Annotated in this window: 20 protein-coding genes; all 20 read left to right on the top strand. The window is 37.4% G+C overall.

Annotated features, from left to right (window positions below; translation table 11 throughout):
- Positions 1-307 precede the first annotated feature (307 nt).
- The 20 genes from aspS (at position 308) to phnX (ending at position 22,620) form a co-directional block, all read left to right on the top strand.
- Positions 308-2,071, top strand: coding sequence for an aspartate--tRNA ligase (aspS, locus tag ACYQ21_RS05615; RefSeq protein WP_460056207.1), 1,764 nt, complete (start codon positions 308-310; stop codon positions 2,069-2,071).
- 372 nt (positions 2,072-2,443) lie between these two features.
- Positions 2,444-2,737, top strand: coding sequence for an Asp-tRNA(Asn)/Glu-tRNA(Gln) amidotransferase subunit GatC (gene gatC, locus ACYQ21_RS05620; protein WP_460056210.1), 294 nt, complete (start codon positions 2,444-2,446; stop codon positions 2,735-2,737).
- Between the two features lie 2 nt (positions 2,738-2,739).
- The gene (gatA, locus tag ACYQ21_RS05625; RefSeq protein WP_460056213.1) at positions 2,740-4,188 is read left to right on the top strand and encodes an Asp-tRNA(Asn)/Glu-tRNA(Gln) amidotransferase subunit GatA; all 1,449 of its coding nucleotides are present in this window, start codon (positions 2,740-2,742) and stop codon (positions 4,186-4,188) included.
- 43 nt (positions 4,189-4,231) lie between these two features.
- Complete coding sequence (locus ACYQ21_RS05630; protein ID WP_460056216.1) at positions 4,232-5,278, top strand: DNA cytosine methyltransferase; 1,047 nt, start codon at positions 4,232-4,234, stop codon at positions 5,276-5,278.
- A 3-nt stretch (positions 5,279-5,281) separates the two neighbouring features.
- Positions 5,282-6,364: a DUF262 domain-containing protein gene (locus tag ACYQ21_RS05635; RefSeq protein WP_460056219.1), complete on the top strand. Its 1,083-nt coding sequence runs from the start codon at positions 5,282-5,284 to the stop codon at positions 6,362-6,364.
- A 34-nt stretch (positions 6,365-6,398) separates the two neighbouring features.
- Positions 6,399-7,097 (top strand): MAE_28990/MAE_18760 family HEPN-like nuclease, encoded by a 699-nt coding sequence (locus ACYQ21_RS05640; RefSeq protein WP_460056222.1) that lies wholly within the window; start codon positions 6,399-6,401, stop codon positions 7,095-7,097.
- The gene (gene gatB, locus ACYQ21_RS05645) at positions 7,087-8,517 is read left to right on the top strand and encodes an Asp-tRNA(Asn)/Glu-tRNA(Gln) amidotransferase subunit GatB (RefSeq protein ID WP_442447150.1); all 1,431 of its coding nucleotides are present in this window, start codon (positions 7,087-7,089) and stop codon (positions 8,515-8,517) included. The genes ACYQ21_RS05640 and gatB overlap by 11 nt, the downstream gene beginning before the upstream one ends.
- A gap of 210 nt (positions 8,518-8,727) precedes the next feature.
- Positions 8,728-10,146 carry an MFS transporter gene (locus tag ACYQ21_RS05650; protein WP_460056226.1) on the top strand — a complete coding sequence of 473 codons (1,419 nt, stop codon included), beginning with the start codon at positions 8,728-8,730 and terminating at the stop codon, positions 10,144-10,146.
- A 215-nt stretch (positions 10,147-10,361) separates the two neighbouring features.
- Positions 10,362-11,162, top strand: a complete 801-nt coding sequence (locus ACYQ21_RS05655) for an SDR family oxidoreductase (protein ID WP_460056229.1) — start codon at positions 10,362-10,364, stop codon at positions 11,160-11,162.
- Positions 11,163-11,186: 24 nt separating this feature from the next.
- Positions 11,187-13,022 carry a BglG family transcription antiterminator gene (locus ACYQ21_RS05660; protein WP_460056232.1) on the top strand — a complete coding sequence of 612 codons (1,836 nt, stop codon included), beginning with the start codon at positions 11,187-11,189 and terminating at the stop codon, positions 13,020-13,022.
- Positions 13,019-13,486: a transcriptional regulator GutM gene (locus tag ACYQ21_RS05665; protein ID WP_460056235.1), complete on the top strand. Its 468-nt coding sequence runs from the start codon at positions 13,019-13,021 to the stop codon at positions 13,484-13,486. The genes ACYQ21_RS05660 and ACYQ21_RS05665 overlap by 4 nt, the downstream gene beginning before the upstream one ends.
- A gap of 84 nt (positions 13,487-13,570) precedes the next feature.
- Positions 13,571-14,134 carry a PTS glucitol/sorbitol transporter subunit IIC gene (srlA, locus tag ACYQ21_RS05670; RefSeq protein WP_460056237.1) on the top strand — a complete coding sequence of 188 codons (564 nt, stop codon included), beginning with the start codon at positions 13,571-13,573 and terminating at the stop codon, positions 14,132-14,134.
- Between the two features lie 24 nt (positions 14,135-14,158).
- Positions 14,159-15,157, top strand: a complete 999-nt coding sequence (gene srlE, locus ACYQ21_RS05675; RefSeq protein ID WP_460056238.1) for a PTS glucitol/sorbitol transporter subunit IIB — start codon at positions 14,159-14,161, stop codon at positions 15,155-15,157.
- Between the two features lie 10 nt (positions 15,158-15,167).
- Positions 15,168-15,524 (top strand): PTS glucitol/sorbitol transporter subunit IIA, encoded by a 357-nt coding sequence (locus ACYQ21_RS05680; protein WP_460056240.1) that lies wholly within the window; start codon positions 15,168-15,170, stop codon positions 15,522-15,524.
- A gap of 185 nt (positions 15,525-15,709) precedes the next feature.
- A complete protein-coding gene (locus tag ACYQ21_RS05685; RefSeq protein WP_460056242.1) occupies positions 15,710-16,369 on the top strand; it encodes an HAD family hydrolase in 660 nt (219 codons plus the stop codon).
- A 960-nt stretch (positions 16,370-17,329) separates the two neighbouring features.
- A complete protein-coding gene (locus ACYQ21_RS05690) occupies positions 17,330-18,085 on the top strand; it encodes an ABC transporter ATP-binding protein (RefSeq protein ID WP_460056243.1) in 756 nt (251 codons plus the stop codon).
- Positions 18,075-19,709, top strand: a complete 1,635-nt coding sequence (locus ACYQ21_RS05695) for an ABC transporter permease subunit (RefSeq protein WP_460056244.1) — start codon at positions 18,075-18,077, stop codon at positions 19,707-19,709. The genes ACYQ21_RS05690 and ACYQ21_RS05695 overlap by 11 nt, the downstream gene beginning before the upstream one ends.
- A gap of 46 nt (positions 19,710-19,755) precedes the next feature.
- Positions 19,756-20,733, top strand: coding sequence for an ABC transporter substrate-binding protein (locus tag ACYQ21_RS05700; RefSeq protein WP_460056246.1), 978 nt, complete (start codon positions 19,756-19,758; stop codon positions 20,731-20,733).
- A gap of 2 nt (positions 20,734-20,735) precedes the next feature.
- Positions 20,736-21,842: a 2-aminoethylphosphonate--pyruvate transaminase gene (gene phnW, locus ACYQ21_RS05705; protein ID WP_460056248.1), complete on the top strand. Its 1,107-nt coding sequence runs from the start codon at positions 20,736-20,738 to the stop codon at positions 21,840-21,842.
- A gap of 1 nt (position 21,843) precedes the next feature.
- Positions 21,844-22,620 carry a phosphonoacetaldehyde hydrolase gene (gene phnX, locus ACYQ21_RS05710; RefSeq protein ID WP_460056250.1) on the top strand — a complete coding sequence of 259 codons (777 nt, stop codon included), beginning with the start codon at positions 21,844-21,846 and terminating at the stop codon, positions 22,618-22,620.
- Positions 22,621-22,829: the final 209 nt, after the last annotated feature.

Below are 22,829 nucleotides of genomic sequence, written 5' to 3' on the forward strand. Positions count from 1 at the left end.
ATTGTGGTGAAGAACACTATTTTTGTACTAATTTAAATAAAGCATAATAAGGTTGTCTGTTGACAACAAATTAAGGTGGCACCACGAATTTCGTCCTTTTCTGACGATATTTGGGTGCTATTTTTGTTAAATTTGGCTAGGTAAATTGCGGAAACAGTGGGCTAGTGGCAAACGGCGATGACAAAAACACCGTTGCGCTAAGGGTATACACCATTGACGCAAATAACTAAATAATTCTAAATTTTAAGATATATCAATGTATGCCTATGGTAAAATAGGGTAAGACGATAATAAGTAGAGGAAAAATATGAGAACAAAAACGATTGAGACAATTTCGAAACAAGGCGAAACCGTGACGGTAAAGGGGTGGGTGAACTCGCGCCGTGACCACGGTGGTGTCATTTTTATTGATTTGCGTGACTTTTCTGGTCTTTTGCAAGTGGTGATTCAACCTGAAAAAGTGACAAATTTTTCAGCTGCGGAACATTTGCGTGATGAGTATGCGATTTCAGTCACTGGGACGATTCACCCGCGTGGTGAAGGCCTTGCCAACCCTAATTTGGCGACGGGGCAAATTGAATTGGTCGCAGACGAGCTTGCGATTTTAAATGCGTCTCAGCCTTTGCCAATTTCACTCAATGAAAGTAATCAATCAAGCGAAGATTTACGTTTGAAATACCGTTATTTGGATTTGCGACGTCCTAAAATGCAAGAAACATTGAAGCAACGTGCTAGATATCTATCATTTATCCGTCGTTTCATGGAAGACCAAGATTTTTTGGAAGTGCAAACGCCGATTTTGGCGAATTCTTCGCCAGAGGGGGCGCGTGATTTCTTGATTCCTAGTCGGATTCATGCAGGTAAATTCTATGCCTTACCACAAGCACCGCAACAGTTCAAACAGTTGCTCATGGTCGGAGGGATTGATAAATATTATCAAATTGCGCCATGTTTCCGTGATGAAGACCCGCGTGCTGATAGACTTTATGGCGATTTCTACCAGCTCGATTTAGAGCGCGCATTCGTAGAAGATGGCGAAGAAATTCGTTCTGAAATGGAAGTCTTAATCCAAAATCTGGTTAAAGATTTTGCGGGTAAAGAGCTTGTCTCAAAAGATATTCCGCGTATTTCCTATGAAGATGCTATGAACATTTATGGTAGCGATAAGCCTGACTTGCGCTTTGGCATGACTTTGGTTGACTTGGATGAAACCCTTGCGACAACTGAATTTGCTGTCTTTAAAAATGCCAAGAAAGTCAAAGCGATTTGTGTGAAAGGCGCTGCTAGCTTGTCACGCTCACAAATTGATGCCTTTACTGAAATTGCTAAAAAAGAAGGCGCTGGCGGTTTGGCTTACTTGACTTATGTTGACGGCGGCATCAAATCTCCGATTGCTAAATTCTTGACAGAGGCTGAATTAGCTGAAATTACTGCCAAAGCGGGTGCTGAAGATGGCGATATTGTCTTCTTTGGTGCGGGTAAACCTGCCATCGTTAACCGTGTCCTTGGTCGGATGCGTAATGAATTTGCGGATTTCTACAATCTCAAAGATAAAAATAAAGTGGCACTTTGCTGGGTGGTTGATTTTCCATTTTACGAATACGACGAACAAAATCGCAAAGTTGACTTTGGTCATAACCCATTCTCCTTGCCAAAAGGTGGCGTTCAAACACTTGAAGCGGCGAAATCTGATGCGGATAAGTTGGCCATCAAGGCTGACCAGTACGACATGGTCATGAATGGTTATGAAATTTGTTCAGGTGCTGTTCGGAATTATAATCCAGAAGTGATGTATAAAGCTTTTGAAGTCATTGGCTATGACAAGTATTTTGTAGAGCAAAAATTTGGCGCCATGTTAGAGGCCTTCAAATTTGGTGCGCCACCACATGCGGGCTGCGCCTTTGGTTTAGAGCGTATCTTTATGGTCTTGACGGGCGAAGATAATATTCGCGAAGTTGTTGCCTTTCCGAAAAGTGCGGCTGGCGTTGACTTGATGATGGATTCGCCAAGCGATGTTGACCCGAAACAATTAAATGAATTGAAATTAGTTTTGGATATTGATTTTGACTAAAAGTGTCAAAAACTGATATAATATACTCAATTAACCAAATAAAATAAACATTTTTGGGCTATTTTCCGCCACTTCATCGTTGATAAGTCTTGCCGTACACCTGTACGTCTTCGCCTTATCGCATCTGGCATTGAAGTTGTCGCTTTAGCGACTTACGGAAAAGCTATGGGTAACGTGGCTTGGCGGTTTTATCGCTTAGCCGTTGACCGAATTGGCAAAAAAATAGCTTAAAAATTTGTTCCTTTTCTTGAGTTAAATGAGTATAAAACATGAAATTATAGGGACATTTCTAGAAATTGCGACGAAAGTTGTCGCACTAAATTTTTAGAGATGCTCAAGGTTTGATTCCCGAAAAAAACAGAGGAGAAATCAATGGAAATCACAAAAGATGACGTGAAACACGTTGCGAATTTGTCAAAATTAGACTTTGATGAAGCAGAAACTGCTGAATTTGCTGGCACATTGACAAAAATCGTTGATATGTTTATGAAATTAGAAGAAGTAGACACAACAGGTGTGCCATTTACCTCAAATGTGGCAGATAATATCAATGCTTGGCGTGAAGATGTTGCGGTTGCAGGCTGGAATCGTGACGAGTTGTTTAAAAACGTGCCAGAAGCAGAAGATGGCTTTATTAAAGTACCCGCAATTATGGAGGACAACTAAGCATGACAACGATAAAAGCACTCCATGACAAATTGGTCAATAAGGAAATTTCAGCGGTTGAACTTGCCAAAGAAACGCTGAAAGCTATCAAATCTCGTGAAGATAAAGTCAATAGCTTTATCACGATTACAGAAGAACAGGCGCTCGCACAGGCTGCTGCCATTGACGAACGTGGGATTGATGCTTCAAACCCAGTGTCTGGTATTCCGATTGCCGTGAAAGACAATATCTCGACTAAAGGGATTTTGACGACAGCTGCCTCAAAAATGCTCTATAATTATGAGCCTGTTTTTGATGCGACTTCTGTCGAAAAATTATATGCCAATGATATGATTATCGTTGGTAAAACTAACATGGATGAGTTTGCCATGGGTGGTTCGACTGAAAATTCAGCTTTCAAACCAACGAAAAATGCTTGGGACGAAACAAAAGTGCCGGGTGGGTCATCAGGTGGTTCTGCGACAGCTGTTGCGGCGAACCAAGTTTTGCTCTCGCTCGGTTCTGATACAGGTGGCTCAATCCGTCAACCTGCATCATTTAACGGTGTGGTGGGTCTCAAACCAACTTATGGTCGTATTTCGCGTTTCGGTCTGATTGCTTTTGGCTCATCACTCGACCAAATCGGACCATTTTCACAAAATGTTGCAGATAACGCCCTCTTGCTTAATGCGGTTTCAGGTTACGATCCAAAAGATTCGACGTCATCAAAAGTTGCAGTGCCAGACTTCACATCGAAAATCGGGCAAGGTGTCAAAGGCTTGAAGATTGCCTTGCCAAAAGAATATTTAGGCGAAGGGATTGATCCTCAGGTAAAAGAACAAGTCTTGGCTGCAGCCAAACACTTTGAAAAATTAGGGGCGACTGTTGAAGAAGTGAGCTTGCCACATAGCAAATATGGCGTGGCTGTTTACTACATCATCGCTTCATCAGAAGCCAGCTCAAACTTGCAACGTTTTGACGGTATCCGTTACGGTTTCCGTGCAGCAGATGCGGTTGATTTAGAAGATATTTATGTCAAAACACGCTCGCAAGGTTTTGGCGAGGAAGTCAAACGTCGCATTATGCTGGGAACCTTTAGCTTGTCATCAGGTTATTATGATGCCTACTTCAAAAAAGCTGGGCAAGTTCGGACTTTGATTATGCAAGACTTCAAAAAAGTCTTTGAAAACTATGACCTCATCATTGGCCCAACAGCACCGACTGTTGCCTATGATTTAGATACACAAGGTCATGATCCCCTTGCCATGTATTTGGCTGATTTGTTGACCATTCCTGTCAATTTGGCTGGTTTACCGGGGATTTCAATTCCTGCTGGTCAAGTTGAAGGCTTGCCGGTTGGCTTACAAATCATTGGTAAAGCCTTTGATGAAGCAACGATTTACCAAGCAGCAGCAGCTTTTGAGGCGACGACTGATTTCCATAAAAATAAGCCAGTCATTTTTAAAAAGTAAAATTGGGGTGTAAATTTCGCATAGTATATTGTGAGGTATTATTATGAATATAAATGCAGTGGATTTATTTTGTGGAATAGGTGGATTGACAAACGGCTTTCAGCAAGCCGGAATTAACGTTGTGGCTGGATTTGATATTGAAGAAGATTGTAAGTTTGCCTACGAGTATAATAATAAAGCCAAGTTTATTTTGAAAGATGTAAAAGAAATTACTGATACTGAAATAAACGAGCTATATCCTAAAGATACGGATATTAAAGTTCTTATTGGGTGTGCCCCCTGTCAACCTTTTTCGAATTATAGTCACAGATATAAAGGTAGTGATGTGGCTAAAAACAAAATGGATCTATTGGATTATTTTGGTAAACAAGTAAAAAATGTGAAACCCGAAATTATCTCAATGGAAAATGTTCCTCAAATGGCGAAAGAGGAAGTATTTAATAACTTTTTGAAAATATTGAAATCAGAAGGATATTTTATAGACTGGAAAGTTGCATATGCACCTGCTTATGGTGTTCCACAACGTCGTAAACGATTACTGCTCTTGGCTTCTAAAATTGGTGAAATAAAAATCAAACCTGAAATCTATGATAAGGAAAACTATCCTACTTTAAGACAAACTATTTCAACTTTGCCGAAAATCCAAGCTGGAGAAACTTTCGAATTAGATCGAATTCATACTAGTCGAAAATTGTCACCTTTGAATATAAAACGAATTAAAAGTTCAAAACCGGGAGGTACATGGAAAGATTGGGATAGCTCATTGTTGCCGAATGCGTACAAAAAGAAAAGTGGTCAAACTTATGGCTCAGTTTATGGTCGCTTGGAATGGGATAAACCTGCAACCACTATGACAACACAGTTTATAGGATTTGGCAATGGTCGTTTTGGTCATCCTGAACAAAATAGGGCCTTAAGTTTACGAGAGGGAGCTTTATTACAAACTTTCCCAAAAAACTATCAGTTTGTGGCAGAGAACCAGCGAGTTTTCACAACAAAACTTGCTGTGCAAATAGGGAATGCAGTACCACCTCAACTTGGTAAAGTAATTGGTGATAGTGTGATGGATCATTTGAAAAAGGAGTTGTAAATCATGAGGAATATTTCGCTTTTTGAAGAATCTGAAAAAAAAGAAATTGAAATGCAGATTTCTGAATTGAAAAATGAATTAGATTATGACACACGAGATTTTCCTATAGATTATCTAGTTGAAAAATATAAAAAAGAAGTTGATAGTGATTACAGTGGAGCAAGTATTGTAATTCCTGAATACCAACGACATGAAGAATTGTGGAGTCCCAAAGCAATGTCTCGCTTTATTGAGTCGCTTTTACTAGGTTATCCAATTCCATTAATTTTTCTTGCAGAAACTGCTGATGGTCTTCTTGAGATAATTGATGGTCTTCAACGTATATCAACTTTATCAAAGGTTTTTAATGAGAAAGATGATTTCGTATTTATAGGATTGAAAAAATTAACGAGTTTAAATGGAAAAACATTAAGTCAACTACCAGTTTCAGAAGTTCGTAAATTGAGTGTAAAAGCATTAAGGATAATTGTTCTTAGTGATAAAACACCAGAAGAAGTGAGAAGTGATTTATTTTATCGTTTGAATACAAGTTCCTTGAAAACAAAATCTAGCGAAAATCGTTCAAGTTGGAAAAATAATAATTTTATGTCCAAAATTGTTATACCTCTGACAAAAGATAGTCAGTTTAAAAAATTAGTGAATCTTACTACTAATAATCTATCTCGAAAAGGAGATGAAGAATTAATTGAACGTTTCTTTGCTTTCAGTGAAAACTATCAACAATTTGAACATGGAGTTGATGTATTTATTAGTGATTTTATCCGTAAGATTGTGGAAACGGATAATTGGTCTGAAATAGAAGAACGATATAAAAGAGAATTTAAGGGAGTGATGTCGTTTGTTGAACAAAATTTTGAATACGGATTTACAAAAGGTATAAAAACAAATGGTGATTGGCAAACCACACCTAATGTCCGATTTGAGGCCTTGGCAGTAGGTATAAATTTAGCTATGCGAGAAAAAACAAATTTAATAATTTCAAAGGAAAAAATCCAGAGTTTATTAAATTCTGAAGATTTTAAACAATGGACAAAAACTGATGGGCCAACAATAAAAGTAATGTGCTTGGAAGAATCAATGGCGTGAAAGATTATTTTCTTAAAAATAGCGAGTAAATGATATGATAAGTGATTACGAAAAAAAGAAACAAGAGATAGAGTTATTTTGTTTGTATTTACAGCAAAATGATATGCCAGAAAATTATATTTTGGAAAACAAGGATAATAATTCCAAATTATTGAGAATCTTAAAATCAAATGCACTGATTATGTTTTATAATCTGATAGAATCTACTGTTCGCAGTTGTATAATGGAATATTATGATACTCATAATGTATATATAAAGTCATATTCAGAGGCAAGTGATGAAATAAAGAAAATCTGGTTGAAATATAGCAGTTATACTATAAAAGAACAAAGCATCAACCAAGATCTATTTAGTATTATACAGCAAACTTTTTTGGATACAGGATTTTCGTTAGATATAAAGCAATTTCATTTGTCTGGAAATGTCGATGTTGCAAAGATAAAGTATGTTTTTGAAAAGCATGGAATTCAATACGATGGGCAACAATTAAAAGACAACGGTGGAACAATTTTGTCAATAAAAAACCAAAGAAATGCTTTAGCCCATGGGAATATTTCGTTTACAAAAGCAACAGAAAACTTGACTACAGAAGAAGTTGTTGGAAAATATAAGCAACATGTATTTGAATGTTTGGATTACGTTGTTGAAGTAATAGAAACTGAAATTGAAAAATTGAATGGGAATTTATCAGAATATGATAATCCAAAATGGAGAAAAATAAATGAATTTTGAAACAGTTATCGGACTTGAAGTCCATGTCGAGTTGAATACTAACTCGAAAATTTTCTCACCAGCGCCTGCGCATTTTGGTGCGGGGCCAAATGAGAATACGAATATTGTCGATTGGAGCTTTCCGGGTGTTTTGCCGGTTATGAATAAAGGTGTCATCGAGTCTGGTATCAAGGCTGCGCTTGCCTTGAACATGGACATTCACCAAAACATGCACTTTGACCGGAAGAACTATTTCTACCCTGATAATCCCAAAGCCTACCAAATTTCACAATTTGATGAGCCGATTGGTTATAATGGGTCGATTGAAATCGAGTTGGAAGACGGGACTAAGAAGACACTTCGGATTGAACGTGCCCACTTAGAAGAAGATGCAGGGAAAAACACACACGGTACAGACGGCTATTCATATGTCGATCTTAACCGTCAAGGTGTCCCTTTGATTGAGATTGTATCAGAAGCCGACATGCGCTCTCCTGAGGAAGCCTATGCTTACTTGACTGCAATTAAGGAAATTATCCAGTACACGGGCATTTCTGATGTGAAGATGGAAGAAGGCTCGATGCGCTGTGATGCCAACATTTCTCTACGGCCTTATGGTCAGGAAGAATTTGGCGTGAAAACGGAGTTGAAAAACCTGAACTCCTTTAACTTTGTCCGCAAAGGTTTGGAATATGAAGTGGCGCGTCAAGCCAAAGTTTTGCGCTCTGGCGGTGTCATTCAGCAAGAAACACGTCGTTACGATGAGAAAACAGGCGAAACGACTTTGATGCGTGTCAAAGAAGGCTCATCAGATTACCGTTACTTCCCAGAACCTGATCTACCACGTTTTGAGATTTCAGATGAGTGGATCGAAGAAGTTCGGGCGACCTTGCCAGAGTTTCCGAAAGCACGTCGTGCGAAATATGTGGCTGAGCTAGGGCTTTCTGACTACGATGCGGCACAAATCACAGCAGCAAAAGACACGGCTGATTTCTTCGAAGCGGCGGTAAATGCGGGTGCGGATGCGAAATTGGCATCTAACTGGTTGCAAGGTGAGGTCGCGCAATACCTTAACGCTGAGGGTAAAAAGCTTTCAGAAATTGGTTTAACACCAGAAAACTTGACTGAAATGCTCAAGCTCATCGCAGACGGTACGATTTCGTCAAAAATTGCCAAGAAAGTTTTCGTTGAATTGGCGAAAAATGGTGGTTCTGCTGAAGCCTTCGTTAAGAAAGCTGGCTTGATTCAAATATCAGATCCTGCTGTTTTAGTTCCAATCATTACAGATGTCTTGGCTAAGAATGAAAAAGCTGTCAACGACTATAAAGGTGGTAACAAAAATTCTGCTAAAGCCTTGATTGGTCAACTTATGAAGGCAACTAAAGGACAAGCGAATCCACAAGTTGTTCAAGAGTTGTTGTACGCTGAGTTGGATAAATAAACACGAGTGTATCATCTTAACGAGATTTGTAAGATGATAAAAGAAAAACTGATTCGGATGAAGCATTTGAGTCGGTTTTTCTTTATTATAATGCTTGAATATGATAGTATGAGAAGATAGCTTTAAAATAGTCTGCTTGTTTAATCAAATAAGTAGCTATCCACTAGAATAAAAATCTAGGATAAAACAAGGAGGTTCGAAGAAGATACGATGACAGACAAGACAAACGAAAAAATATCGCCCAAGTTAATTGCGGCGATTTTAGCAACAGGTATCCTTAACTTTGCCGGCATTACAGTTGAAACGGCGATGAATATTACTTTTCCGATTTTAATTGAGCAATTTAATATTGGGATTTCGACAGTTCAGTGGATGACGACGCTTTATTTATTAGTCGTCGCAGCAACTGTTCCAATCTCTTCATTTTTGAAACGACGTTTTACACTAAAAAAATTATTTATCGTCGCTAATCTCTGTTTTATTGCAGGGGTTGTGCTAGATATTATAGCACCAAGTTTCTCGATTTTACTATTGGGGCGTTTTGCTCAGGGGGTTGGGACAGGGATTGCCTTGCCTTTGATGTTTAACATTATCTTGGAACAAGTACCGCGTCAAAAATTAGGGACGATGATTGGTCTTGGGACGTTGATTACTGCCGTTGCCCCAACGGTTGGGCCAACCTTTGGTGGGATTATGGCAAGTTCGCTTGGCTGGCGTTATATCTTTATCTGCTTGCTGCCCATCTTGATTGTCTCTTTTATCTTAGGGATTATGACTATTGAGCAAAAAACTGAGCCTCAGAAGATTAAATTAGATGTGATAAGTTTCATTGCAATCGTTGCGACATTGGTTGGTTTTATTTATAGTCTCAGTAACTTGAGTGCTATGCCATTGATGAGTTTACACGTTTTAGGTGCTTTTGTGATGGGTGCAATTGGACTTGGGGTATTCATTTATCGTTCCAATCGTCAAGAGAGTCCTTTGATTAACTTAGTTGTGTTCAGAAATGTATCCTTTGATGGGCACGCTATCAGTTCTTTTATTTTATTGGCCTCTTTATTAGGGCTTAATCTTGTGTTGCCTAACTATATCCAGTTGGTAAATGGTGACTCAGCAGTTGCAGCAGGATTAGCAGTCTTGCCAGGCACGATTTTGAATGCGGTCTGCGTTTCTTTTAGTGGCCACATTTACGATGCGATTGGTGCAGCTAAACCGATTTTATTTGGTACTTCGCTTTCAATTGTTTCTTTAGTTCTCTTTTGTGTCATGAGTGGGAATTTGACTAACTTATCGATTTCAATCCTCTTTGCTATCTACTGTATTGGCTTTGGTTTGACCTCAGGTAACGTCTTGACAAATGGTCTAGCTCAGTTGCCCAAGGACTTACAGACAGATGGTAATGCAGCCATTATGACGCTGCAACAATTCGCGGGTGCTTTTGGGACATCAATCACTGCCATTATTATTGCCTTTAGTCAAAAATCAGCCATTTCTAAAGTTATTGGTACCCAACATGGCTCACGAAACGCCTTGATTCTATTCTTAATCATGGCAGCTTTGGAATTTGCGATTTTATATTTTGTGATAAAAGTTTACCGTCAAGAAAAAAAGTTTCATGAGCATGTGTAGAATATCGAATGATTAAATAAGAATCCTTGACTTGAGGATTCTTTTTTGTGGACAAATAACTGTTAAAGTGTGAAAATTTAAGTAATAGAAGTTATCATTAAAATGGTGATGACACAACTCAAACAATTTATTATCAATAAAAAAATAAAAGTGTGACTTAATCAATCTATTGAAAGCGATTACAATTGAACTGTAAAGAAAAGGAGGCATCTTAAATGTCAGATTGGTTAAATATCGCAGGAAAAGTTTATGTTGTGACAGGTGGGACATCAGGTATTGGTAAAGCAATTGTTGATGAGTTGCTTGAAAGTGGTGCTCGTGTTGCAAATTTGGACTTGAATGAAAATGATACAAAAAATGAACACTATCTGTTTATTAAAACGGATGTGACAAATCATGAGTCAGTTGCAGCAGCAGTATCAGAAATTGTTGCTAAATTTGGAACGATTAATGGATTGGTAAATAATGCAGGTATCAATATGCCACGTTTACTTGTAGACGTGAAACATCCTGGCGGCGAATACGAATTATCAGAAAGTGCATTTGATAAAATTTTCTCGATTAATGTTAAAGGTGCTTATATCGTTGCTCAATGTGTCTCACGGGTTATGGCGACTCATGATGGTGGTGTTATCGTTAATATGTCATCTGAAGCTGGTCTTGAAGGGTCAGAGGGGCAGTCTCCTTATGCTGCTTCAAAAGCTGCCATTAACGGATTTACACGCTCATGGTCTAAGGAATTAGCACGTCATGATATTCGTGTGGTCGGTGTTTCACCTGGTATTATGGAAGAAACTGGTTTGCGTACCCTTGCTTATGAGGAATCTTTGGCATATACACGTGGTAAAACGGTTGATGAATTACGAGCAGGTTACAGCAATACAAGTGCAACGCCGCTTGGTCGTAGTGGTAAATTATCTGAGGTTGCGGATTTGGTAGCTTATTTTTTGAGTGATCGTGCAAGTTATATTACAGGTGTGACGACAAATGTTGCGGGTGGTAAATCACGAGGATAATCAGGAATTAGATTGAGGTAGAAAGTGACGTTAGTCGTAAGATTTACACAAATTTTAGAATTTTTGGTGGCTAAAGGTCAAGCGACGGAAATGCAGCTTTCTAACTTGATCAAAGCGAGTGAGCAGACTGTTAGATCTGTTATGACGCAATTAAATCAAACGTTGGAGGATGTGGCGGTCATCACGCGTGATAAAAAAATGTACCGACTAGTCGTTAAGGATTATGATGAATTGGCTTTACTGTTAGGGGGAGGTATTAAGGCGATAGCAGATTTTAATTCTTCGGATAAGCGGATTGCTTATATTTGCAAGGTTATGATTGAGCTAGGAGGTTATATTTTAATTGATGATATCGCTGATGAGTTGGTAGTTTCACGTGGGACTATCCAAAAGGATTTAAGAAAACTGGGGAAGTTGGTGACACTTTATGATGGTCAACTTGAGAGTAAGCCAAATTGTGGTGTTAGATTACTTGCGAGTGAGTTTGGTAAACGGCTGATTTTTCTCAACCATGTTTATGATTATTATCAATATGAACTTAAGTTTGATTCGGATTTTTTTGATTTATTAGATAGCTTGTATGATAAGCTGAAGCTCAATCAAATACAGGTGACAACGTTTGAGAGGGAGTTGTTACTGTCAATTAATCGGATTCAAGCAGGTCATATCATTGAAACTAAGATTGATAATTATTGTAATCTTGTTAATCATAATGAATTTTTAAACGATTTCTTTATCAAAATTGAAAATAAGTTAAATCGTAATTTAACGCAGTATGAACAAGATTTTATGGCATATCCGCTGAATATGAATAATAATTTTCCGTTTGATGCCACACGAATTGATTTCACATTTATCAATCGATTAATTCATCAAATCGTTATGGATATTGATGAGGATTATCCAATTCAGATGAATCAAACAGCCTTGTTTGAAGCTTTGAAATTTCATGTGACTTTCTTACTCAATCGTACAAGATTTCAATATCAGGAGAAGAATATTTTCTTCAAATCAATTCAAAATCGGTATCCTTTTGCTTATCAATTAGCAGAAATAGCTAAGGAGAGTATCAAAAAAGTAACGGGTCTTGTCATTTCTGACATTGAACTCAATACACTAGCCATTTATTTTGAACTTTCACTTAGCAAGGTTCGGATTGATAGTACAAAAAAAGTTGCTTTGATTGCTAATGTTGGTACTGCAGCAAAGCAAATGTTATATTTACAAATTCGTGCTATTTTGGGTGAGGACATTGTGATAACAGAGTTGACTGAGGAAGCGGCTAATCAAGATTTTTCAGAATTCATGGTTGTTTTTACGACGGTTCCTTTAAAAGCCATCTCGTCAAATGTGATGGAAATTCAAGTTGCAAATTTACTGGATGATGATTTTATTACAACACGACTGAGAACGTTAAAAAATAGTATCTTGCTTGATAAATCAAAAGTCAAAATGACAATGACGCATTTGAATCAGACCTATTCAGAAAATTTGGTACAAATGATGGGTGATTTAGAACAGCAAGGTAAAGTAGACTCACAATTTGCAGAGCGAATTTTGGCTCGCAATCAGACTGCTTCAACAATTTTTGAAAATACTTTTGCATTTCCGCACACGATAAACGTTGGTTCAAGCGATATTATCCTTAGTATTGGTCTGGCACCGCAAGATGAGATTAGTTTGATTTTTATGCTTGCTGTTCCTGAAAATTTGTTACCTAATTGGGAAAGTGATCTTGTTAAAGTTTATGATATGATTTTTGAAATTGTTGGTAAGCCAGAGCTTCAATATGAGATTTTGAAAATGGAAAATTTAGAACAGTTACAAGGATTGCTTAAAAGAAAGGGATTAATCATATGAATACTTGGCTACTCATTGGCATTATTGCTGTTATCGCTTATGTCATACAAATTATTTTTGGCTTGCGTCAAATTAAGCATTTTAATCAAGTCTATCAAAAATTGAGACAAGAAGGTCGTGTTGCTATTGGTCGCAGACCAGGTCGTATTAAATCAGGAACGATTATGCTGTTTGCGCTTGATGCTAATGGGGTCATAACCGATACGCAAAAAATGCAAGGCATAAGTGTCATTTCAAAATTTAAACAACTTAATCAATTTAATGGTATTGAATTACAAGCGTTGACATCTTATCATCCTTTGGTTTCAAAGGAATTAAAAATTACACGCCAGACGATTGAAAATGCACGTGAGCTTTATCTACGTGTTCAGTCTGGTGACTATCAGGAATCATCGCCTTTATCATTAGTTGATAAGTTAAGAATGCACGCAATGGTTGTTAGAAAACAATTATTGCATAAATAAGATGTGTTTGCTTTACTGCATCAATCTTTGGTTTGATGCGGTAAGTGAGAATAAACAAGACGATCATATTAGAGGAGAAAAAAGATGGATTTAATTATTAAATTTGCGGATGGCTTTATGAGCCTCTTTAAAACTGGTGGGGAGACCTTTATTAGCTGGATGACTGGCATTGTCCCGGTTGTCTTAATGCTACTTGTCGCAATGAATGCGCTCATTGCCTTAATTGGTGAAGATAAGATTCAAAGAGTTGCACAAGCATCAACTAGTAATCCTATTGCACGTTATCTTATCTTACCGTTTCTATCAGCTTTTATGTTAGGAAATCCGATGAGTATGACAACAGGACGTTTCCTACCAGAATTTTACAAACCAAGTTATTCAGCGGCAGTTATGCAGTTTTGTCATACAAGTAATGGTATTTTTCCTCATATCAACCCAGGGGAATTATTTGTTTGGATGGGGATTGCACAAGGTATTCAAAAATTAGGTTTGAATCAAACCGAACTTGCCATTCGTTATCTCTTGGTTGGGTTAGTGATGAATTTCATTGGCGGTTGGGTAACAGACTTGACAACTGCTTTTGTTTCTAAACAACAAGGGATTACATTAAGCAAGACAGTTGCTGTTAATCCGGACTTGGCATCGTGATTGTATTTTGAGAGGAAAAAAGAAATGACTGAATATAAAAGTATTGTGGTAACCAAAGGTGTTGGTGGATATGGTGGACCTTTGACAATCACACCAACGGCAGAAAAGCATAAATTCATCTATATCACAGGTGGTGGGGAACGTCCAGCTATTGTTGATAAAATAGAAGAGCTGACAGGGATGATATCAGTGAACGGTTTTAAAACATCTATTCCAGACAGTGAAATTGCGTTAGCTATTGTTGATTGCGGTGGAACACTTCGATGTGGTATTTATCCACAAAAGGGAATTCCAACGATTAACATTGTGGCAACTGGGAAAAGCGGTCCCTTGGCACAATATATTAATGAAACAATCTATGTCTCAGCAGTTAAAGCAGAGAATATCCAGCCAACTGATGCCAATGCTGTTGTATTACACAGACAAGATGCGTCATCAAAAGACGCGACATCATTTGATACATCTAAAAAAATCACGGAACAGCGCGCAGAAGGTGGTAGTTTTATCGCCAAAATAGGAATGGGTGCTGGTAAGGTTGTTGCGATTTTTAACCAGGCAGCGCGTGAAGCGATTCAAACATTGATTCAAACAGTTTTGCCATTTATGGCATTTGTATCATTATTAATCGGGATCATTCAAGGGTCAGGTGTTGGTGATTTGTTCGCTAAAGCGATGATTCCATTAGCGGGTAATACAATTGGTCTATTTGTGATTGGTTTCATCTGTTCTTTGCCATTTCTATCACCGCTCTTAGGACCAGGTGCAGTCATTTCTCAAATTATCGGAACATTGATTGGGGTGGAAATTGGTAAAGGAAACATTCCACCGCATCTTGCTTTACCAGCTTTGTTTGCAATCAACACACAAAATGGTTGTGATTTCATTCCGGTCAGTCTTGGCTTAATGGAAGCTGAATCTGAAACTGTTGAAGTTGGTGTTCCCAGTGTGCTTTATTCACGTTTCTTGAATGGTTTACCGCGTGTTGTTGTTGCTTGGTTGGCAAGCTTTGGATTATATAGATAAGGAAGAAAAGATGACCGTTTTTACAACTCAAATTAAAGCGATTGGTCCTGAAGCACAAAGCTTGAGAGAAAGTCAAATGATGATTTTATTTGGCGAAGAGGCCCCCGCAATGTTAGCTGAATTTTGTTATACGATTGAAGTCAAGACGATTCATGATGCTATCAAAGTCGGGCAAAATATCATTTTTGATGATGTCCCCTACTTTATTACAGCAGTTGGTGATGTAGTTAAACAAAATTTAACATCGCTTGGTCATATTACGATTAAATTTGATGGGGCGCGTGAAGCTGAATTACCTGGTACGCTTTATGTTGAGGGTAAGAGCTTACCAAATGTACAGGTTGGTTCAACAATTGAAATTGTTTAATCAATGCTCGCTTCAACCTTTAGGGAATATAGGAAAATTGCATCAAAGGTTACCTTGAACGGTAACTAGAGAAGCAATTTTTTGTTAGTTGTCTCTTTATTGTGAGCGTTAGAAAAATAGGTAAATTTGCCAAGTTTGGAAAATAGGCATATAATAAATGAAAATAGATAGGTGGACTTTAAATCATGATAAAAACAGTAATATTTGATATGGATGGCGTCTTGGTTGACTCAGAATATACCTTTTTGGAAACGAAAACAGATATGTTAAAGACAGCTGGTTTCCCTAAAGATGTTAGTTACCAGTATCAATTTATGGGGACAACTTTTGACTTCATGTGGACTAAAATGAAAGAGGAGCTTGGTCTACCTGAGTCCATTTCATTTTATATTAATGAGATGAATGAAAGACGCGAGGTGATGATCGCAAGAGATGGTATTCGTGCTATCAAAGGGGCGCAGGATTTAGTGAAACGACTTTTTGAAGCTGGTTTCAAATTAGGAGTCGCCTCTTCTTCTCCTAAACATGAGATTGTACGGGCAATGACTGATTTAGGACTTGTTGACTATTTTGAAGTGTTGGTGAGTGGAGAAGAGGTAGTGCGTTCTAAACCAGCACCAGACGTCTTTTTAGCAGCAGCAGAACGGTTAGGCGTTTCTGCTCAAGATGCGATAATCATTGAAGATACGAAAAATGGTAGTTTAGCAGCAAGACGTGCAGGTGCCTATGTGATTGGCTTTGAAAACCCTGATTATCCTGCGCAAGACTTGAGTAACGCTGATATCATTGTAACTGATTACCAAGAGTTGACAATTGAGAAGCTCCAGAATTTAAAAATAATTTGAGAGTAAGAAATTGTGGAGTTGGGATAAAAAACTCCTAAAATAGGCTATGAATGATTTCTGTTAACATTAGAAATCGGTCATAGCCTATTTTTGTATCATTTTCCGAAAAAATTGTAAAACAACATTATGATTCATTGATAACAATTACGAAATTGCTATTCTTTTGCCAAAACAATACGAAATCGGTAAGAAAAGTGCTGTTTTTGTGCGAAATTGGTATTCTTTTGGCAAAACAATGCGAAATTGGTAAAAATAAACTGGTAGGTTTACTTTTCTCTTTTGATGACTGAAGCCTTTTGTCCCAGTCTCTTTATACAAATTTTTCCATAAGAGATGTAAACTACTGGTTGGAAACATTTATAACTATACCCCTAATAAAAGAAATGTTTTTGATTTTTAAAGATAAAATAAAAGTATTATTTATGTGTTATTTACACTATGTTTTCTTAATATTTACTATATTTTTACATAAGGTAAACTTTTATCATGCTAGAATGGATGTATTAGTGAAAGGGTGGTGGTACTTAGAGGCGAAAGAAGAGACGTATATATAATAAGGACACCTCTAAAAACTCAGATTTGCCTCTTTTGGCTAAATTTTCCTATCGTGTCGTTATTGCTCCGCACCTTGCAGTAGCACTGGGCTTTCTGTGACGAGTAACCGCAGCCACAAGCCTTGTCGCAATGCCTAGCCGAAGACAACTTCGTTGTCCTCATTGGTTGATTGAAAGCAATGCTTTCAACTAGAAATATTTAACTCAAAAGTCATCAAAAGCAGTTTTTAGAGGTGCCCATAAAATAATAATGATATTTTACATGTATCTATGTGAAAAAATAAAAGAAATATTTAATTTATTGATGTGCTTATAAACCATTAGGTCTATGGTAAGAGGAATCATGAGAATATTTTTTTGAGACAAGTTACAGAGACGTGTAAATAACTAGAAAGTTAAGGGACTAATGATTGATTTGCAGCATGTTTCAAAATCGTTTAATGGTGTAACTGTCTTGGATGATATATCATTACAAGTTAAAAAAGGGGAGACAATTGCGATTCTAGGATCATCGGGTAGTGGTAAAACAACCCTACTTAATATCATTTTAGGGTTATTGCAACCTGATAGCGGTAAAATTATTTGTGATGGACGAGATATCACAAAAGAAAGTATGAAAAAAAGAGCTTTTAATATTGTTTTTCAAGATTATGCTTTATTTCCTAATTTATCAGTTGAGAAAAATATTGTTTATGGTTTACGCAATAAAAAAGGGCTATCATCAGCTAAGGAAGTGGCAGATTTGATTGAGCTATTAGACTTAAGGCAACATCTTAAAAAGTCAATTCATCAACTATCTGGTGGCCAAAAACAACGTGTAGCATTAGCACGAACGCTCGTCATGAAACCTAAAATTTTACTTTTAGATGAGCCTTTGTCAGCCTTGGATGGTGTCATTAAAGAGAATATTAAAAATCGAATAAAGGAAATTGTTCAGCAATTTCAATTAACCACTTTTATTGTGACACATGACCCAGAAGAAGCTTTGACAATGAGTGACAAAATTTTAGTGCTTGATCAAGGACATATCGTCCAGTTTGATTCACCGAAAAATATAATTCATCATCCGAGTTCAGCTTTTGTAGAGCGTTTTATCTTGCAACAGCTCCTGATCAAGAAGCATAATATTTTCCAACTGTTCGGAGAAAATGATGCGGGATAATAAAAAAATTGTGATGTTGACACTTAGCTTGATAGGGATATTTTTCTTAGTCTTTCTGATTTTTCCTCTTCTGACTATTTTCTATCAAGCATTTATCTCAAATTCGACCATTAATTTGACAAATTTTAAAAATTTAATCAGTAATTCAGTCATCCAAACTTCTTTTATTGACAGCTTAACGATTTCTTTTCAGACAAGTTTGCTCGCAACTTTAATAGGCTTTGTTTTTGCCTATTGTGTGAATTTCACGACTGTTTTCAAGGGCTATAAACGTTTAATAAGGACTTTGATTATCTTACCAATGTTGGTGCCAACGATTGTCTATGGCTTTGCTATTATCTATAGTTTTGGTAAGCAAGGAATTATCATGCGTCTAGTGGGCTTTCAGCTTTTTGATATTTATAGTAGGCAAGGCTTGATTTTAGGATTCTTAATCTATACGGTGCCTATTGCTTATTTGCTCTTTAACAATGCGATGTGTTGTATTGATCATCAGTATTTTGTTGTCAGTGAGATTATGGGGGATTCAAAGCTGCGTAGATTTTGGGTTACCATTATTAGTCCTTTAATTACCACGATTGCAATTAGTATCGTCCAAACTTTCTTTTTGACTTTCACTGATTTTGGTATTCCAGCATCACTAGCGGGTAGCAAAAATTTAATGGCAACGACGCTTTATCATCAAATGATTGGGAGCGTGCCAGATTTTGCAAATGGTTCAATTCTCGCTTTGATGATGTTGGTGCCAGCCTTATTCAGTGCTTTACTCCTCTTTCGTCTTAAGCGTTTTGAGATTCGCTATGATAAGCGCAGAACATTTCTATTAACTCGAAATAGGGTAAGAGATGCGGCCATTTTTTTACTCACAGCAAGTTATTTATTAATGACGGAGGCAACTTTTTGTTCTTTTGTCATCGTACCATTCGTGACGAATTATCCTTATAACTTAACTTTGACATTTGAGCATGTCAAGTCAGTTTTATCAAATTCTGATTTGATTGCGACCTATCTTAATACAATTGAAATGTCCGTATTGACGAGTATTTTAGGCATTATCTTAGCTTATACATGCGCTTTACTTGTCAAGAGAAGTATCCTAAATCCGATGCTATGTCGGGTGATTGAAGGTTTATCACAGTTGACGATAGCCATTCCGGGTATGGTGTTAGGCTTGGCATTTATTTTTGCTTTTTCTCAAACGTCTTTACATTATACTTTGGCGATTCTGGTTATTGTGAATCTTATTCATTTTTTTGCGACACCTTTTAACTTGGCTAATCAAGCTTTGGAAAAAATGTCGGATCATTATGAGCAAACAGCTAGTCTTTTGGGAGATAGTTATATCAGACTACTTGTTAGAGTGATTATTCCAAATAGTAAGCAGACATTAGTTGACATGTTCAGCTATTTATTTACAAATGCTATGGTGACTATCTCAGCAATTATTTTCTTGGTTGGTGCCCATACGGCAACAATGACAACGAAAATAAAAGAATTACAGCATTTTAACAAATTTGATGACATTTTTATTTTGGCTTTGTTGTTGTTATTGACTAACCTCACTGTCAAATATGTGATCTATCTTGTTTTTACAAGAGAAAAAAGTCGTTTAAACAAGTTTTAAAAATTGATAAGCTATCCACTTTACAGGTAAAAAAAGGAGCCTAGATATGAAACCTACAAAATTTTTGAAAAATATGTTGCTTGTTTGTTTTGCTATACTTGCAGCAATCACAATTACTGCTTGTGGTAAACAAGCAACAGGAATGGCAATTAAGCCTGTTATCATCTATTCAAATGCTGATGACGAAGCAATTGAGGTGATGAAAAAGACTTTAGATGGTACAGACATGAAAGACAAATACAAAATTCAAGTGTTTGGGACGACAGAGTTAGGTGGAAAATTATTGTCAGAAAAAACAAACCTTGAGGCAGATGTCATAACACTATCGACTTATTATCTAGACGCTGCAAAATCTGATTTAACAGATTTTAAAGTCAAAACAAGTGGGATTGCTGAGACGGAAAACTTTCAAAGTCCAATTTTAGGTTTGGAAGGTGGCTTAATCGTTAATACTGAAGCCTTAAAAGATGCGAAGTTACCGACACCGACATCCCTAAAAGATTTAGCTAATCCAATCTATAAACATACAATTGCCATACCCAATATCAATTCTTCCTCGACTGCTTGGTTAATGATTCAAGCTTTGATTGATACGTATGGGGAGTCGGAAGCCAAAACCATTTTTGCTAAAATCCTTGATAATGTTGGGCCTAACCTTGAAGATTCCGGATCAGGTCCAATCAAAAAATTACGGACGGGTGAAGTTGCGGTTGGCTTTGGTTTGCGTCAACAAGGTATTGTGGATGAAAAAGCAGGTCTGCCAATCAAGGTGGTAGAAGTTAAGGAAGGCAATTATTTATTAACTGAATCTGTTGCACTTTTGAAACATAAAACAATGAATCCAAATGCTATAAAAGTGGCTGAAATTCTTGCAAATGATACGCGAAAAGCTCTGCAAGCATATTATCCAGCAGCACTTTATCAAGGTGAAGATGCGACTGCAGCCAAACGTTTTTCGAAACCTTTGACGCTTGAGTTATTAAAATCTCATCAAATATTTGCGGAAGAAGCTAAGGGGAAATAAACATGACGACGATTAATTACAAATTATTGACACCAGGACCGCTCACAACAACAGACACAGTTAAAGCGGCCATGCTAGTAGATCATTGTACGTGGGATGATGACTATAAAGTGATCACGAAACGTATTATTAAAAATTTACTGCAGTTGGCAAATGTATCGGAAGAAACATATACAGCAGTTTTGATGCAAGGAACGGGTACATTTGGTGTTGAGAGTGTGCTGACAAGTTCAGTCGGACAATCTGACCATCTCTTGATCCTGGCAAATGGGGTTTACGGCTTAAGAATGGCAGAAATTGCGCAGCATGCGCATCTGTCCTATGATGTTTTAGAATTTCCATATAACACAGTGCCAGATGCGCAAGTTGTGGCGGAATTTTTGGACAGCCATCCGAATATCACGCATCTTGCCATGGTACATTGTGAAACGACGACAGGTATTTTAAATGATATTCAAGCCATCAGCCAAATCGCTAAAGCACATCAATTAACTTTTATTGTTGATGCTATGAGTAGTTTTGGCGGTATCCCGATTGATGTGGCCGACTTAAACATTGATTTCTTGATTTCCAGTGCCAATAAATGTATTCAAGGGGTACCGGGATTTTCGTTTATTATTGCTAAAAAAGAGGCTATGTTAGCAACAAAAGGCAAAGCAATCTCCTTATCTTTGGATCTTTATGATCAGTGGGAAACCATGTCAAAGGATGGTAAATGGCGTTTTACAAGTCCAACGCATGTTGTCATCGCTTTTGAACAAGCGCTGCAAGAATTAGAAAAAGAAGGTGGCGTGGTCGCAAGAAATTCACGTTATCAAGCCAATATGACACAACTTTTGGCACTTTTCAAAGCCAATGGGTTGATTACATATGTTCCTGAAGAAAATCAATCGCCGATTATTGCGACATTTAATTTACCGAGTCAGGACATTGATTTTAAAGAAATGTATGAGTTCATTAAATCAGAAGGTTATGCCATTTATCCTGGGAAACTCCTTGATTTGAATACCTTTAGAGTAGGTGTGATTGGCGAGATTTATCAAGCAGACATTACGCGCGTCTCAGACATTTTTGATGCTTACTTGACGGATAAGAAAATTGGAGGTTAAAATGATTGAAGCAGTGATTTTTGATTGGGCAGGTACAACGGTTGATTATGGGTGTTTTGCTCCTGTACAAGCTTTTATCGAAACGTTTAAAAATGAAGGAATTGAGGTGTCTTTTGATGAAGTTCGGCAGCCGATGGGCGCCTTGAAACGCGATCATATTAGAGCCTTACTAGAACTACCACGAATTACGAACTTATTCGAGAATGTGCACCATAGAGCTTTTACTGAGCAAGATATTGACGATATGCTCGCCATCTTCACTGAAAAATTAATGGCGGAAATTTCTGATCATACCATATTGAAACCCTATGTTTTAGAAACAGTTGCTTATCTAAGAGATAGACAGATAAAAATCGGCACAACGACTGGTTACACGACGAGCATGCTTGAACCAGTAGCTCTGGCAGCAAAAGCTCAAGGCTATGAACCGGATATTTTGATGACACCGGATGATGTCAAGGGTGTAGGGCGTCCAGCGCCTGATATGATTAATGAAAATTTGGTAGAATTGGCTATCCAAAATCGTCAAGCAGTTATCAAAGTCGGTGATACAGTTGCCGATATTGTTGAGGGTAAAAATGCCAATGTTTTGTCAGTTGGTGTGATTGAGGGGAGCTCGGTCATGGGGCTAACTGAGTCAGAATACACTCAGTTATCAGCAGAACAAAGACAGTCAGAAATAGACCGTGTGCGACAAGTATTTGAAACAGCAGGAGCAGATGCCGTCATTTTGAATTTAAGTGAATTGCCTCGTTTAATCGAAGAAGTGAATCAATAATTTGTGTCTAACATCTCAAAGTGATATGTTAAGATTTAAATAGCGTAAACGTTTGCCAATAATCTGGTGAGCGTTTTTGTGTTAAAATCCCGAGTTTGACAGTTAAAACTAAAAAATACACCCCCAAAAGCTATTATATCAAGGGATATGATAGTTTTTTACAACTTCACACTTGTTGTAGACGGTTGGTTTTGATATAATATAAATAT

The organism is Pseudolactococcus yaeyamensis (assembly GCF_054658615.1).